Annotated in this window: 13 protein-coding genes; 5 read left to right on the plus strand and 8 right to left on the minus strand. The window is 45.4% G+C overall.

Going from position 1 to position 16,415, the window contains the following annotated elements; translation table 11 throughout:
• Nucleotides 1-43: 43 nt before the first annotated feature.
• The 7 genes from BLS59_RS26330 to BLS59_RS26360 all read right to left on the minus strand — a co-directional run bounded on the left by BLS59_RS26330 (nucleotide 44) and on the right by BLS59_RS26360 (nucleotide 9,932).
• Nucleotides 44-1,585, minus strand: coding sequence for a DHA2 family efflux MFS transporter permease subunit (locus BLS59_RS26330; protein WP_091155049.1), 1,542 nt, complete (start codon nucleotides 1,583-1,585; stop codon nucleotides 44-46).
• 66 nt (nucleotides 1,586-1,651) lie between these two features.
• Nucleotides 1,652-2,395, minus strand: coding sequence for an SDR family oxidoreductase (locus BLS59_RS26335; protein WP_091155053.1), 744 nt, complete (start codon nucleotides 2,393-2,395; stop codon nucleotides 1,652-1,654).
• 563 nt (nucleotides 2,396-2,958) lie between these two features.
• Nucleotides 2,959-3,552, minus strand: a complete 594-nt coding sequence (locus tag BLS59_RS26340; RefSeq protein ID WP_091155057.1) for a LutC/YkgG family protein — start codon at nucleotides 3,550-3,552, stop codon at nucleotides 2,959-2,961.
• A complete protein-coding gene (locus BLS59_RS26345; protein ID WP_091155060.1) occupies nucleotides 3,549-4,934 on the minus strand; it encodes a lactate utilization protein B in 1,386 nt (461 codons plus the stop codon). Before BLS59_RS26345 ends, BLS59_RS26340 begins: the two co-directional genes overlap by 4 nt.
• Nucleotides 4,931-5,671 carry a (Fe-S)-binding protein gene (locus BLS59_RS26350; RefSeq protein ID WP_091155063.1) on the minus strand — a complete coding sequence of 247 codons (741 nt, stop codon included), beginning with the start codon at nucleotides 5,669-5,671 and terminating at the stop codon, nucleotides 4,931-4,933. The genes BLS59_RS26345 and BLS59_RS26350 overlap by 4 nt, the downstream gene beginning before the upstream one ends.
• Nucleotides 5,672-6,466: 795 nt before the next feature.
• On the minus strand, nucleotides 6,467-7,111 hold the full coding sequence (locus BLS59_RS26355; RefSeq protein WP_091155294.1) for an START domain-containing protein: 645 nt from the start codon (nucleotides 7,109-7,111) through the stop codon (nucleotides 6,467-6,469).
• Nucleotides 7,112-7,247: 136 nt separating this feature from the next.
• Nucleotides 7,248-9,932 (minus strand): alpha-L-rhamnosidase, encoded by a 2,685-nt coding sequence (locus BLS59_RS26360; RefSeq protein WP_205411354.1) that lies wholly within the window; start codon nucleotides 9,930-9,932, stop codon nucleotides 7,248-7,250.
• 371 nt (nucleotides 9,933-10,303) lie between these two features.
• On the opposite strand from BLS59_RS26360, the gene BLS59_RS26365 reads away from it, so the two are divergent.
• The gene (locus BLS59_RS26365; RefSeq protein WP_091155066.1) at nucleotides 10,304-11,800 is read left to right on the plus strand and encodes a gluconokinase; all 1,497 of its coding nucleotides are present in this window, start codon (nucleotides 10,304-10,306) and stop codon (nucleotides 11,798-11,800) included.
• A gap of 197 nt (nucleotides 11,801-11,997) precedes the next feature.
• Here the strand turns inward: BLS59_RS26365 and BLS59_RS26370 are convergent, their stop codons facing one another.
• Nucleotides 11,998-12,630, minus strand: a complete 633-nt coding sequence (locus tag BLS59_RS26370; protein ID WP_240315347.1) for a phosphatase PAP2-related protein — start codon at nucleotides 12,628-12,630, stop codon at nucleotides 11,998-12,000.
• 138 nt (nucleotides 12,631-12,768) lie between these two features.
• On the opposite strand from BLS59_RS26370, the gene BLS59_RS26375 reads away from it, so the two are divergent.
• From BLS59_RS26375 to BLS59_RS26390, 4 genes are all read left to right on the plus strand, one after another.
• The gene (locus BLS59_RS26375) at nucleotides 12,769-13,212 is read left to right on the plus strand and encodes a MerC domain-containing protein (protein WP_091155069.1); all 444 of its coding nucleotides are present in this window, start codon (nucleotides 12,769-12,771) and stop codon (nucleotides 13,210-13,212) included.
• 171 nt (nucleotides 13,213-13,383) lie between these two features.
• A complete protein-coding gene (locus tag BLS59_RS26380) occupies nucleotides 13,384-13,830 on the plus strand; it encodes a Fur family transcriptional regulator (RefSeq protein WP_091155071.1) in 447 nt (148 codons plus the stop codon).
• Nucleotides 13,827-14,663 carry an N-acetylmuramoyl-L-alanine amidase family protein gene (locus BLS59_RS26385; RefSeq protein WP_091155074.1) on the plus strand — a complete coding sequence of 279 codons (837 nt, stop codon included), beginning with the start codon at nucleotides 13,827-13,829 and terminating at the stop codon, nucleotides 14,661-14,663. Before BLS59_RS26380 ends, BLS59_RS26385 begins: the two co-directional genes overlap by 4 nt.
• A gap of 285 nt (nucleotides 14,664-14,948) precedes the next feature.
• On the plus strand, nucleotides 14,949-16,403 hold the full coding sequence (locus BLS59_RS26390) for a serine/threonine protein kinase (RefSeq protein ID WP_091155077.1): 1,455 nt from the start codon (nucleotides 14,949-14,951) through the stop codon (nucleotides 16,401-16,403).
• Nucleotides 16,404-16,415: the final 12 nt, after the last annotated feature.

Genomic DNA, 16,415 nt, shown 5'->3' on the forward strand with positions numbered 1-16,415 from the left:
TGTACCAACTGGTATTTTAATATTGTAATTTTTGATGGCCCTATTAATGGTCCGAAACCAACACTATAGGCCTAACTTGTTTTTGCCGTTTTATAACCAGCAGCAAAAGTGGCATGGCTAATACAAACAACAGGCCGATAAACAAGTAGGCATCAAGGTAACTTAACAGGAACGATTGCTTATCAATACCGCTGTTTATTATGCCCATCGCCTTGTTTTTGGCATCCATAGCCTGCATCCCTTTGCCCGAAAAGTATTGCGTAAGCTTACTGATACGTGCCGTGGCTTCGGTATTATATATGCTGATGTTGGCTACCAGGTCATTACGGTGCAGCCCAAACCGTTTGGCAACATAGGTATTTATCATGGCGATACCGAATGAACCACCCAGTTGCCGCATCATATTATTCAACGCCGAACCCTGCGGAACATCCTTGGCCTCCAACCCCGAAACTGCCAGTGCCGTAAGCGGAACGGTTAAAAATGCCATACCCAAGGCCCTGTAAATAAGGTTGCTCGCCAAAATGCCCGGAGTAGCATCCAGATCTAACCCCGACATTTTATAGCTGAAGATGATGAACAGTACAAAGCCCGTAAATACGATGATCAGCGGCGACACTCCCTTTTTTAATAGCGACGCAGAAAAAAGCAGACCGAAAATTGCCAATATAGCTCCCGGTAACAAGGTAAGCCCTGTTATAGTAGGCGGAAACCCAAAGATGCGCTGCGCCAGCACCGGCGTAAGAAAAACAGAGGTGAACATGCCCACACCAGTTACAAACGTTAGTATGGCTGCCACTGCGAGCGATTTACTTTTCAGCACCCGCAGATCAATAACCGGGTTGGGGATGGTAAGTTCCCACCAAATGAAAACGGTGAGGCTTAAGACTGCCATTATCGTTAACACAACGATATAGCCGGCCGCAAACCAATCGTCGGTTTCGCCGCGTTCCAGTACGGTTTGTAATGATCCTATGCCAATAACCAGCAGCAGGATGCCCCACCAGTCAACGGCTTTGGCTTTCACTTTTATGGCAGGTTCGGTAACTAATAACAGGCTTGATACGGTTACGGCTATACCAATAGGTATATTGATGTAAAAGATCCAGGGCCACGAGTAATTTTCGGTAATAAAACCACCCAGTGTTGGCCCTATGGTTGGTCCTAAGAAAACGCCTATGCCAAAAAGCGCACTGGCAATTCCCATGCGGGCCTTGCCGTATACCTCAAACACAATGGCCTGCGATACCGACAGTAATGCCCCGCCGCCCATGCCCTGCAAAAAACGGAACAGTACCAGCGTCCAGATGTTGGATGCCATACCGCACATAGCCGAAAAGAACGTAAACGCAATGATAGATCCGATATAATAATTACGCCTGCCCAGGTTGGTAGTCAAAAAACTGGTCATGGGGATGATGATGATATTGGCTATTGCGTAGGCTGTTATTACCCAGGAAGTATCTTCGAGCGTGGAACCCAAATTACCGCTCATGTGTGATAGCGCCACGTTTACTATCGAGGTGTCAATGAGTTCCATCATGGCGGCCGCTATAACGGTAATAATGAGTATATTCTTTTTCATCGGATATAAGGCATATGGAAAATCCTATAATATACCAATTGGTATATTATAGGATAAAAAAATGAATTAGTTTCTTGGCAGGTTAATCACCCGTAAAGCTTCGTCGGGGTTTGAGAGGTATAGGCGATAGAAATCTTCGGTATTGGCAACCCTTATTTCGTAGTTGTTGGCTTCCAGGCTAACCAAAAATTCATCAGCAACCTGCGATGCCGGGATGCCGTTTTTGCCACCAATTTCTGCCGAAAATTCGGTATCAACCAAAGGGGGCATCAATTCAAAAACCTTTACGCTGGTTTCGGCCAATACAAGGCGTAAAGCACGGGTGTAAGCATGCAAGGCGGCTTTTGTTGCGCCATAAGTGGCCAAGCGAGTGCTTGGGGCAAATGCTACCACGGATGATACGTTTACTATAGCTGCTTCGGTTTGTTTTTTTAATGCAGGCAACAATTTTTCATTTAACCTGATCACAGAAAGATAGTTGGTCAGCATTTCTTCGGCAGCTTTTTCAAAGGTGTTGGTATCGGTAAGCAGGTTGTTAAGGTTGGCGGCACCCGCGTTATTGATCACGATATTAAGCGCCGGGAACTCGGTAGTTAACTTGGCTACCAATGCTTCTACGTTGTCGGCATTGGAGATATCGGCAGTAACAGCTGTTACATTTTGCAATTGTGCCGCAGCCTTTTCAAGTCGCTGTTTATTACGACCAATGATAATTACATGGTTGTTTTTTGATGATAGTGATTTTGCCAATTCAAAACCTATACCTGCACTACCGCCGGTTATAAGAATGGTGTTTTGTGAAGTTTTCATTTTGTTGCTATGTTGATCTGTTAATTTCAACACAACAAAAATATACCAATCGGTATATTTTTACAATAGGTAAAACTCATCTTTGTGTCATGATTATTTGTGGTTGATTTCTATAATTAAAGAGGTCTTTGTTATCGCATACCCGCCCTTGGCCGCGGGAGGGCCAGTTACTTTGTAGCCACAAAGTAACCAAAAGGCTTTCAGCAGAGCGGCTTCTTTGCCGCACAAGGCCTTTGCCCTGCAAATCAGTCAGAACCACGGACTGCAATTATTTGCCCCAACCCGCTCGATCTCGCCCTTCTGCAAAACTTGCTATGCCCCTGCAGCCGCACAAGCCACCATCGTTCTGCCAGCTTTCGCCCGAAGCTTATCTGCTGACGAGGAGGAGAATTGTTTGAACCACGATTCTTAGGATTAAAGGGTGGCCGGGATTTTTTATTTAAATGAAATCCTGTCAATTCACTAATTCGGTAAATTAGAGTTCAGACGATATTCCCACAAAAAAGCCTGCCGGTAACCAACCGGCAGGCTCAATTAAAATATATAAACTCAACTAAAAGGGGCTATGTAATAATAAACACGGATAAACTCCTTGGGCCATGTGCGCCGATAACCAGCGATTGTTCTATATCGGCAGTTTTTGACGGACCCGAAATGAATGCGCCGTAGCCATATCTGGCATCGCCAATTTTTTCATAAGCCTGCGCCATGGTGGGTACAAAATTGTTTTTATCAATCACTATGGCCAAATGCTGGGCTATAAATGGCAGTACCCGTATGTGCATCTGTTCTTCGGTGAGCCATAGTGCGCCATTTTCGGCAACGCCCAGGTTTGATTGCAGTATGGTAAGCTCTACGTTTGCAAAGCTGTGCGATAGCTCGTGCACTACGCTGGCCGCATCGGTATAATCTGTCAAACCCGCAACGCCTGATATTACCTGTACGCCGGGTTTAAATTCTTTTTGCAGGATGGTTTTTATAGCTTCCAAATCAGCCACTTCATACACAAAGCTCCCCCCCGCGCTGGCAATGGCGGTGTATTTTTCTACCAGGTTGGCATCAGTAGCGGTAAGCGATGCCAATACATTAAGATCGGGCAGTTCGGCGCTGGTAAACTGGTTGGCCTTTACGGCTGCTAATATTTTCTCGCGACTCATCGTTTTTCTCCTTCTCTTTTCTTGTACCATTCGCCAAATGATTCTTCGGGTGCTTTGGGCATTTCGCGGTGTTTGTACCAGGGGTTCATGCCGTTATTAACCGCAAACGGCGCGTATTTAAACGTAAACCTACCCATTTTGCCAGCCGCACGATATAAACCGGGAGATGACAGCGTGAATGCCATGCCCTTCATGGCCAGGGTTTTTGCTTTGGGGCTGTAGCCTTCCTGCACAATTACCTGTCGCCATTTATATAGCTGATCATGGATATCTATTTTTACCGGACACACGTTACTGCACGATCCGCAAAGCGTTGACGCAAAGGGCAGGTCGGCATATTTTTTCATGTCGAGGTTAGGGGCAAGGATACTGCCAATTGGCCCCGCAACTGCTGTATGATAACTATGCCCGCCGCTTTTGCGGTAAACCGGACAAGTGTTCATACATGCCCCGCAACGGATACATTTTAGCGAATTTCGGAAATCCTTACGGCCCAGCTGGATACTGCGACCATTATCCACAATTACAATATGAATTTCTTTACCGGCTTGCGGTTTACTGAAATGACTGGAGTAGGTAGTAATAGGCTGGCCTGTAGCACTGCGGGTAAGCAGGCGCAAAAACACACCCAGATGTTTCCTTTCGGGGATGATCTTTTCTATCCCCATGGAGGCAATATGGATTTCGGCCAGGTGGGCACCCATATCGGCATTACCCTCGTTGGTACAGATCACAAATTCGCCCGTTTCGGCAACCGCGAAATTTACCCCGGTTAATGCCGATCTCCGGGTTAAAAATACTTCCCGTAAATGCTGGCGTGCGGTTTCTGTAAGGATCTTCGGGTCCGATTCGCCTTTGGCTGAACCTAAATGTTCGTGAAATATATCGCCAATTTCTTCTTTTTTCTTGTGGATGCAAGGCAGTACAATATGACTTGGCGGTTCGCCCGCCAGCTGCACAATCCGTTCGCCCAGATCCGAGTCTATCACATCAACGCCCCGTTCTATCAGGTACTCGTTCAGGTGACACTCCTCGGTAAGCATCGATTTGCTTTTCACCATCCGGTCGATACCCCGATCGCTTAACAATTTATGGATTATCTGGTTATGCTCGGCGGCATCGGCAGCCCAGTGTACAATTATGCCGTTCTTGATGGCGTTGGCCTCAAACTGCGTTAAATATTCGCTAAGGTTAGAGAGTACGTTATTCTTGATCTGCGATGCTGTTTCGCGCAGCAATTCCCATTCGGGCAGCTTTTGCGCCGCGATATCCCGTTTGGCCCTAACCCACCAAAGCGTTTCGTCGTGCCAGTCAACCCGGGGTTCGTCCCGGTTAAATATTTCGGCTAATTCTGCGTGATCCTTTGTTACTGCGCTGCTCATTGGATGCTATGGTTTAAAATTTCGGCAACGTGTATCACCTTAACATTGCTGTTTTGCCTGCGTAAAATACCCTCCATGTGCATCAGACACGATAGATCGGCCGAGGTAATGTATTCGGCGCCATGCTCAATATGATCGTCCACCCGGTCTTTACCCATTTTTGATGATACCGCTTCTTCGGCCACGCAAAACGTACCCCCAAAGCCACAGCAATCATCCTGACGGCCTAATTGTACCAGCTGCAAACCTTGCACCATATCTAATAATTTGGCTGGTTTGCTAAAAGCCGGGGCCACCAGTTCGCTCATTTGGGCAATGTGCAATCCGCGTAAACCGTGGCAGCTTTGGTGCAAGCCCACTTTATGGGGGAAGCTGGCTTCCAGGTGTTCAACATGTAATATATCTACCAAAAACTCCGTAAGCTCGTAAACCCTTTTACGGATCTCGGTGGCTTTGTCCTCACTTTGGGGTGAGTGCAGGTGTTCTTTTATATGCAGGGTACAGCTGCCCGATGGGCATACGATGTAATCGTAACCGCTAAAATTATCAATGAACAGGTTATTACAGCCCGTGGTAAGGTGCTCATAGCCAGAGTTGGCCATAGGCTGCCCGCAGCAGGTTTGATTTTTAGGATAATGAACCTCAACCCCAAGTTTTTCCAGTAACTCCAGTGTGGCAATAGCAGCCTTTGGGTAAAACTGGTCAACGTAGCAAGGCACAAATAAAGCTACCTTCATTGTATTTGTTTACTTCAATTGGTTTAAAGCAATAATAGCGGTTATAATTTGCAAAACCGTCCTTATGTATCTTTAACGTTAAGGGGGAGTTTGCTTTTATTCGGCCTTATGCTTATTAACGAAAGTACAGCAATCGCATGCAATTGTTATCAGCTTTTTTTGCAAATGATTAATGTTTATTAGCGTAGATGATAATTTTTGATAATTGAATAATCCATTAAGGGGTGGGAATTGTGAAGGGTTCGTTGTTGGATTTGCTGTATATTGATCAGTGCGCGTGAGGGATGTAAGTGCTTTTTCCAAGCCAGTGGATGTCACGTTTTTCGTGATTATTGTTTTTTAAAGGAACTCAAGATGGCTTCGCCGTACTTTTTCCGCAAAAGAAATTAACCAAAGAAACTTAGCGTAGCGCCCTCATGAACACCTAAAAAATAAACAACCGTGAATAAACTCCCGGCTGCACCAGCTTCTGTGAAAGTTTCTGCTTAGGCTGGGCCTGTGCTTCCGAAGCTGCTGATGCCGGATTTTTAGGTTAACGGAGATACAGTGCTTTTGGATTAACGGATGTTTTATAGATGTACAGATAAAAATCCTGGCAATCCTTTAATCCTAAAAATCAAGGTTCAGACAATTTCGTCAGCAGATAAGCTCAAACTCCCGCGAGGTTAGCGTAGCGTAACTCGTGGGTAGCAAGGTTAAAGCCTCCGGCTTTATTCAGCTGAAAGCTGAACCCATGTTAACCACGAGCTGCAAGCTCGCGGTAGTGAAATAGTAGAAAAATAAAGTTGTATAGCGTCAATTCACAATATAACCCAGCTTCACATTTTTATAAGCGGGTTTTTGCAATTGAACTTTAAGCTTTTTAAAACTTTCGGTAGGGCCCTGGGTAATGAACATATTTAGCAGCCATGCGGGTACGCTGCCGCCTGCGTCAACGTGCAGGGTATATTCAACTTTAACTTGTCCGTTTTCCTGCGGATAAATGATCCATTTACCTACCGATTCCTGGATGCGTACAATGCCGTCCTTTTCGGGGATCATATCTGCAATACAGGGGGCATCTACGGTAACTATTTTTGTTGTGGGGTCTTGCGTTACTTTTATGTGGGCTATAAAGTCGCGGTTGTGAACGGGCCAGGGAACGGATACTTCGGAGTAATAATACAATTCTGACGGTGAAACTTTTTTGATCAGACTAACCGATTTTGTATGATAAACCCAATCAACACTACCATTGATATCTAAAAGCACCGATATCAGTTGCGAGGCGGTGGCATCTAAATAACATTCAACCTTAATGGCCTTAACTTTTGAATTGGCTACGTGGCGAGTGTAAACCTTAATGCCTTCTTTATTGGTATTTAAAGCCCAGGGGTCTTCGGCATGTGCAAAGGCAACGTTTAGCAGCAGCAGGAGTAATAAGGTGTATTTTTTGTACATGACCGTAACCGAAAAAAAATCGTGTAACAAATCTATATACAAAACAGGCCGGTTGATTAACCGGCCTGTCAAAAATTGGTCATTTCATATTAAGCAAATGTTAAAAATGAAAGTTCTATGTCAATTGAGCGTTGTGTTATTTCACTTCAAATACGTAACTGCCCGCTGTAGCTTTATAAGGTAACGTGGTGTTTAACGGTTTGCCACTCAGGTAAGCCTTGCCCGCAGGCAGGGTAATAGTGGCTGTTGAGTTGGCAGGTACGGTAACGCGGTAGGTAACACCGGTTGGTGTGCGCTGCCATGACGATATTATTTTGCCGTAAGGCCCATCATGCGTGGCGTTAAACTCGTTTAAACCCGGTACAAAGTGCGGCTGTAATATCACATTTTTAAAGCCGGGGTGATCCTGATCCGGGTGGATGCCCGCGATGCCTTTGTATAACCAAGCACCAATTTCGCCAAACATGATGTGGTTTAGGGAGATGTCGGATTTTGCATCTATCTGCCAGTTTTCATATAGCGTTGTGGCACCGTTCACCATCCACCAGCCCCATGAAGGGAAGGTTTCCTGCGATGCTACTTTGTAGGCTACATCCGGGTAACCGTTGTCGCTTAAAGCGCTTAGTATGGCTTTTGCGCCTAAAATTCCCACATCTAAATGGAAGTTATCGGCAGCAACGCGCTCGGCCAATTTGGCGGCTACTTTACTTTTCAAATTTTCCGGTACAACGCCCCAATATAGTGGTACGCTTAGTTCGGTTTGTAAGCCTTTACCGTATACGCCGGTTTGGGAATTAAGGTATTTGGCGTTTATGGCATTTTTAATTTTTGCAGCCAATGCTGAGTATTTTACAAAATCGGCCTGTTTGCCTAATATTTTGGCGGCTTTGGCCAGAATGCTGGCATCGGTATAATAATAAACGGATGAAGTAAGCTCCACCGGCGAAACCGATTTTACAGGCACCCAATCGCCCAGGCCCCAAGTGGTAAGGCCGGTAGGGTATAGGTTATCAATATGGGTTACATATTTTTCAATAGCGGTGTAGCTATCTGCCAGTAGTTTGCTATCGCCATAAAACATATAAATGTTCCATGGAATAATGGCGATGGTGCTGGTCCAGTCGGGTCCGTTACCCCATTCGTAACCCCAGCCGCCGGTTGGGATAATAGATGGTAAGGTACCGTTCGGCTGCTGCTCATCGCGGTGATCGGCCAGCCATTTTTCGTAGATGGTGATGCCGTCGAAGTTATATAAACCGGTTTCGCTGGCAATGTGGGCATCACCTGTCCAGCCGTTCTTTTCACGCTGCGGACAATCAGTAGGATAACCGAAAAGGTTACTCAAATACGAATGATTTGTAGCACTCCAGATTTGGTTAATGGTTTGGTTTGATGAATTTACCTCGCCTATCGGGGTAACGTCGCTGTGCATAAAGTAGGCCTTTAGGCTTTCCTTGGTAAGCTGAATGGGTTTGCTGCTGCTAACCTCTACATACTGAAAACCTTTGTAATTAAACTTAGGCATAAAGGTTTCTTCGCCTTTGCCGCTCAGGATAAAAATATCTGTTTGAAAAGGGTCTTTATCATCGGTAGGGCGGTAGTGCAGGTCGATATTTGATTGATCGGCATGACCATTCTTGTTCAGGCGCTCGGCATGTTTAAGGCGGATAACAGTACCAGAATCGCCCTTGACGGTTATTTTGCTCACACCCGAAATATTGCGGCCGATATCAAACACCCAAAGGTTATTATCTAACTTGGTAATGGTTTTTGTGTCGATCTCCTCTACATTACGAATAGGCTGCATACTTTGTGCAACTATATTTTGCGACGGTGCCGAACGTGGGATCACGTCGCCTTTCCAGGTGGTATCCACAAAATCGGGCATGTTCCATCCGGGTTGTTCTTTGCGGGCATCATAATGCTCGGCCGTGTAAATGCTGTTAAACACTACCGGACTAAGCGATGTTTTCCAGTTGGTGCCCGAGGTTACAGTTTCTACCGAACCATCGGTATAGGTAATGCGCAGGTCGAGGCAAAAAGTTGGCCTGTTGCGCCATGGTGCCTGGTGAAAATACCAAACAGCAGTGCTTTGGTGGTTATACCAGCCGTTACCCAGCAGTACGCCTATGGCGTTTTTGCCGCTTTGCAAATTGGCGGTAACGTCATAAGCTACGTATAAAGTGCGCCTGTCAAACCGGGTGTACATGGGATCTAACCGGTGGTTGCCTATCTTTTTGCCGTTAATGTACATTTCATACAAACCGCCTACGGCAATGTAGGCCCTTGCGGTTTTAATGGTTTTGCCAATTTTAAAAGTATGACGAAAGTAAGGTGCAGGGTTAACCGCTATGCCTTTGTTATCGCTTATAAAAGTGCCCTTCCAGTTGCGCATATCCATTAAGCCGGTTTCAAAGCTGGCAATGGCTGATGGCGCAAGTTTATTACCTGCCTGGTCCCAAAGTTGCACGCGCCAGTAGTATTTTGTGTAAGGCTTTAGATCCTTACCCTGGTAGCTTACCAGGTTTGCTGCCGATGCCACCTTTGCGGTTAACCAACTATCGCCCTTACCTGCGTTTACCGCAACCGAATCGGTGCCGATAATAAGCTGGTAGGCCGTTTGCGACGCGCCTTGTTTGGTATCATTCAAAAGCCAGGTTAAACGCGGGTGTTTGGCATCAATACCAATGGGGTTGATAAGGTACTCGCATTTTAAGCCATCGCCTTTACCGGGTACGGCGGCAATTGCGGGTTGGGCTGCAAAAAAACTAACAAATAAAATGGCGATGTAAAGCGCAGGCTTACACATAGATTTTTTCATATAACGGGACAATATATCGGTTTATAAATGTAAGCAGTGCTTTTGGCAAATAATTCATGCTGAACAACAATGTTAAACGGATATTTTTATTTGTGCAACCTTAACTGTCTTGCAGCCTCACGGCCTCACCCCAACCCTCTCCAAAGGAGAGGGAGTAAAAAACAGCAAGTTCAGGCGTCCACGCCTGAATTATAAAAAGGTAAGCGTCCACGCTTACTATGCTCTTGAGCGTAGACGCTCAATAAAGGAGAGTTCAGGCGTGGACGCCCGAACTTGCGGATTTGCATGGGACTTTAATTTTTACTCTCTCTCCTTTGGAGAGGGCCGGGGTGAGGCTTCCTATTCTCAAAGATAAATCCTATTTTGGTGCAATGCAGGCATATATTTTAGGCATTGATATAGGTACGGGTAGTACAAAGGCGGTGGCGGTGGCTTTAACGGGTGAGGCGCTTGGCGTGGTGCAGCAGCATTACCCTATCAGCAACCCGCAGCCGGGCTACAGCGAGCAGGACCCTTTGCTTATTTGGGATGCTTTTGTACAATGTTTGCGGGAGATCATCTTAAAAATAGGTTATGCGCCCGGGGCTGTTAGCTTTAGCAGTGCCATGCATAGTATTATTCCGGTTGATGAGGCGGGTTTGCCTTTGGCACCAATGATTACCTGGGCAGATGCGCGGAGCGAAAATATTGCCGAAAGTTTAAGGGCATCGGCGCAGGGCGAAGATATTTACAGAATTACGGGTACGCCGGTACATGCCATGTCGCCATTGTGTAAGCTGATGTGGCTGCGCGAGAACAAACCGCAGCTGTTTGCCCAAACGCATAAATTTATATCGATAAAGGAATTTATATGGTACAGGCTGTTTAATGAGTTTGAGGTGGACTATTCCATCGCTTCGGCAACGGGTTTGTTTGATATTTTAAAACTGGAGTGGAGTGTTGTGGCCTGCGCTTTGGCAGGAGTAAATACCGATAAGTTGTCAACCCCGGTAAATACTACTTATTATCGTAGTAATGCGGATGCGGCAACCGTTGCATTAACCGGCATCAGCACAAATACAAACTTTATAATTGGTGCAAGCGATGGTTGCTGTGCTAATTTGGGCAGTCATACCACCGGTCCCGGTATGGCTGCATTAACCATTGGCACCAGCGGCGCGGTACGGATAACCAGCACCACACCCGTTTACAACTACGCGGGTATGACCTTTAATTACCTGCTTAACCAAAATAGCTTTGTATGCGGCGGAGCAGTGAACAATGGCGGCATTGCCATTAACTGGCTGCTGAAAAGCTTTCTTCAGAAAGAAAACCTTACCAAGGCAGATTATGACGCTTTGTTTGATACCATACAAACGGTGCCTGCCGGTAGCGATGGTCTGTTGTTTTTGCCGTATTTATACGGTGAACGCGCACCCATTTGGGATACCAAAAGCACTGGTGCTTATATAAATATTAAACCCACCCATAGCAGATCATATTTTTTACGCGCCGCGTTGGAAGGTATTTGTTTTGCCTTATACGATGTGCTTAAAACGGTAGAAGATACATCCGAAACCATAACCCAGGTAAACATCAGCGGCGGTTTTGTAACCTCGCCGGTGTGGACGCAGGTACTGGCCGATATCACCGGAAAAAAACTTGTAGTGCTGCAGCCCGAAGATGCATCGGCAGTAGGGGCGGTTTACCTGGCCATGCAGGCTTTGCATCCCGAAAGTTATACCGCCGTAACCCAAATAAGCGGTGAAAAGGTTATTGAACCCAATATGGAAAACCATGCCCGGTACAGTAAGCTGTTCCCGGTGTTTAAAAAACTTTATCGTGATCTTAAAGATTCCATGCACCTGCTGCATGATCTGGATAAATGAGCAGTTAGTTACAGATACTCAGGTGTTAGAAAGACTAAAAATCTGTCATTTCGAAACGAGGTACGAGTGAGAAATCTTATGCTCAATAATTATCGGATAAGTATAGTCCGAATATAGAACCGTACAAGATTTCTCACTCGTACCCCGTTTCGAAATGACAACCTTTTATAAAAAATAGTTTTTCCGACAAGTGTCGGTTACAGATCAAGGTAAAGGGCAAGTTTGTAAAGGCAGTAAACAATTACCGGGGCAGCCAGCACATCCATGGTGTAATGGATATGCTGTATCAGCAATAAAAGCATTACGGTAAGGGCAGCTATAAAACCAATGATTCTATCCGTTCGTTTTTCGAGATTAAGAAAAATAAGCACCATGGTTGAGGTATGGCCCGAGAAGAAAAGATCTTTTGTTATAGCAGCATGCCCGTAAAAAAAGCCGGTAAGCGGGTCAACCAGCGGTATCAATCCAACCGGTGGATCGAGGTTTACCAGAGTTAACGAAATAAAACGGGCTATACATACAAATATCAGTGTCCAGATGTAGGTGGAGCAAATGGCCGGCTTGTAAAATGCCCGCACCATCAGCAAAATACCCATGCCCCAAATAATAGCGAAGATGGGGACAGATACATCATAGGCAGGCAGATGTGTTAAAATAAAATCATTTAACACTACGCCCGGTCGCTTTTCTATAGTTCTGAAAAAGCCGGGTAAAATATTGATAATAGCCACAATAAGCATAGTGCCAATGAGCAGCTTTATACGCTTCAGCGTTGTATCGTAGGCGTTTAGCCAGTTTTGTTTTAATTTATAGAGCGAAGCTGATGACACAATTTAAAATCAGGTAATAATTTGCAAATGTAATTATTGACGTTGGAATTAAGTGGATGTTACTTAATTGTTAAAATATGACAAAAATAATAATATAATTCAAATGCAATTATGTTGCATTTGAATTATATTTGCAGCATGGATCATCATAAAACATCTGCCCGGTTAGATAGTATTGGCATAACAGCGTCAACCTTATGCGCTATCCATTGCGCGGCGATGCCCTTGTTGTTTACCAGCCTGCCTTTACTGGGGCTTGGTTTTTTGGCCAACGCCTGGGTAGAGTGGGGCATGATCATATTTGCGTTGATTATCGGTACATATTCCATTGGTTTATCCTACCTGCGCGCACACCGCCGGCCTTTGCCGCTTATTTTACTCGTAGGCGGTTTCGCGATTATCATGCTGGGCCATGCTTTTATACACGGCTGGCCCGAAGCCATAGTAGTACCCGCAGGCGGTTTATTGATAGCAGTGGCACATTTCGTGAATTATAAATGTACTGGGGATTGCAGCCTCACGGCCTCACCCCAGCCCTCTCCAAAGGAGAGGGAGCGTAAAAGCATTTTTAAAACCATGTAAGTCAAAAGTCCTCTCCAAGGGAGAGGATTATTACATGAGGGCTTCGCCGTTTAGGTGAGGCTTTTTTCCTTTGGAGAGGGCGTGGGTGCCGCTAAAATATCTCCGATTTTAAACCGTTATTATTTCTTGTTAAGTTTGTAACCTTATAAAACTACACCCCAATTAAATTAAATGGCACAAACCCGCAATGATCTTCATTTTGAAGATCTGCTGAATAAGCATCATTTAAAAAAAACTGCTCCCCGGTTAAGGGTGCTGTCTATGATGTCGTCGCGCAATGCGGCTACCTCGCAGCCCGATCTGGAAAGCGTGATGAATGATATCGACAGGGTTACCCTATACCGGATCCTTAATGCTTTTGAAGAAAAAGGCATCATCCACAAAGTATTTGATCTGAACGGAACCGCAAACTACGCGCTCTGCAAATCCCATTGCGATGAAGGCCATCACCATGATGAGCACCTGCATTTTAACTGTACCAACTGTAAAAACGTATATTGTTTAAACGATTTGAATTTGCCTGCCATAAACCTGCCCGCTGGTTTTCAGCCCGACAGCTTTACCCTGTATGCAACCGGTCTTTGCCCTAAATGCAGTAAAAAGGGGGTAGTTAAGTGATCAGTAATAAAAAGGCATTTCTTATTGCCTTAAACATCGGACTGTTTTTTTTATTGACTGGTGTTCATTCGTTTGCGCAAACAAAAGATACAACGGCATCGGCAGTAACTTCTGGTTTTAAATTTAAAACCATTGCCATTGATGCCGGGCATGGCGGTAAAGACCCTGGCGCGCGCGGCTCTTACTCGGTCGAAAAAAATGTGACCCTTGCCATCGCCAAAAAGCTAAAAGCAGCTATTGATACGCAGCTTGTGGGGATAAATGCGTTCCTTACCCGTACCGACGATACTTTTATCCCGCTGAACCAACGCTGCATTATTGCTAACCAAAACCATGCTAACCTGTTTATTTCTATCCACTGCAATTCATCACCAGAGGGGACTGCTGCACGGGCGCACAAGCAAAAGGGCGTGCTGCTGCTGGTTTATGGTTTTAAAAGGTTAAAGGAACAGGAAGAGGCCGTACGCGAAAACTCATCTATATTTATTGAAAAGGATTACAAGCAAACGTATGAAAGCTATGATCAAACCGATCCGGCGAATGCCATTATCCTGAATGCCTATATTCAAAAATACCGCAAGCAAAGTATCCTCTTCGGCGATTTGCTGGATACCGAATTTACCCAAACCAACGGCCGCGAAAGCAATGGCGTAAAGGAGCAAAGCGTACTCGTACTGGCCCACAGCGCCGCCCCGGCCGTACTTATCGAAACCGGTTTTATCAACAACCCCGAGGAAGAGGAATACCTCAACTCTAACGAAGGCCAAAACGAAATTGTGCAATCTATTATTACTGCGATAAACAATTACCGGAAAGCTATTGGAGCGATATAGTTTGGATGTGCAAATTATAGATTACAGATGTGCAGATTGATTTTGTCTGAACCGGGATTTATAGGATTAAAGGATTCTCAGGATTTTTTCTTTGAAATCCTATAATCTGATGAATCTGTTTAATCATGGTTCAGACAATCTGCACATCTGAAATCTGCACATTTGAAATCTCCACATCTGTACTGCTTTTTTTTCCTATTTTTATACCAAACACTAATGCCTGCGTTATGTTGAAGTAAAAATGTTTTATTTTATGCTTATAAATAGCGCTGCAAGTATATCTCAATGAGCAAAGTATTTACAATAACCGAAGGTTTGGAGAATATGGGCGCTTTGCGAACGGGCGGTCAGGGCTCCGTTTACAAAGGCCGGCGTTACGGCCCCATTATTACCGCGGTAAAGTTGCTGCCAACACCTATCCATACCGAAAGCACCGACGATAAGAATTTTCGTAATTTCCAGAACGAGGTTGAAAAACTAAAAAAGGTAAACGAGGAACCCAACCCCAATGTGGTAAAGATCCTTAATTCGGGTATAACCGAAAGCGGGTCGTTCCCTTTTATCGAGATGGAATTTATTGACGGTCCCGATCTGGAGGACCTGCTGAAACCACCGCACGAAGCCATTTTCACCATAAAGGAGATCATTAAACTGGCCGATCAGCTGGCTAATGCCTTGTCGCATTGCCACAAAGTGTCAGTTAAGCATGGCGATATAAAAAGTAATAACGTAAAGTTCAATATCCACACGGGTAATTACGTGTTGCTGGATTTTGGTCTTTCGGCCATGTCTGATGATCAGCGCCGTACCAGCATCCGCCATGCGGGGGCCATTGAATTTATGGCGCCCGAGCAAAACGAAGGGCTGATGTATTTTCAAACGGATGTATATAGTTATGGCATTATCCTGTATGAGCTGATAGCCGGTCAGGTACCTTTCCCGCTGCGCGATAATGGCGAAACCGCCCGCAACGCCGTAATGCTGGCCCACATGGAAACCGCCGTGCCCGATGTGATGGAACTGCGCAAGAAAAATCTGCCTGCCGGTTGGACCGATCAGAAAAAAGAACACGAAATGCTGGTGCCCGCATGGCTGCTGCAAATCGTAGCCAAATGTTTGCAAAAGCATACCGAAGACCGTTTTGCCAGCGGTATCGAGCTGCAGGATGCGCTTGTACATAGCAGCATAGCCGCGGTAAACAGCAATAACCAGGCAGATGATTCCTGGAATGCATCGGTATTGTTAAAAGAAAATGAGCGCCTGCAAGGGCTGCTGCTGTATTACCAGGAGGCCGAAAGCGCACGCGCCACGGCAACGCCTGCACACGTAATACATACCGCCGCCGAAACGCCCGTTGTAATTGGCAGGCATGGCGTACGCATTGCCAAACCTATTTTTATTATATTAATTGCGGTGCTTGTTACCCTTACTGGTTTTACAACCTATATAGCTTACCAGCATAGGAGGGGCATTTACAACCGGTTTTTTAAGTCTACCCCGCCGCAGCGGGATACCTTAAGTCACGGTTCAAACACGTTAAAAAACGATAGCAGCAAACCAAACCCGGATACAGCGGTAAACCAGCAGCAACCTGATAATAACACCGAAAGTATCCCGCCCGAGGTTGATTCTATTGCCGACTCTATCCTGCGTGGGTATCAGCGGAAAAAAGAACAGGAAAAGCCGCAGTTTTATCGCGATAGCGCAAAGGCCAAGGATACCAGCAATTTGAATTTTTAAAATGATAGTTAA

The sequence above is a fragment of the Mucilaginibacter pineti genome, assembly GCF_900101875.1.
GTDB classification, from domain to species: domain Bacteria; phylum Bacteroidota; class Bacteroidia; order Sphingobacteriales; family Sphingobacteriaceae; genus Mucilaginibacter; species Mucilaginibacter pineti.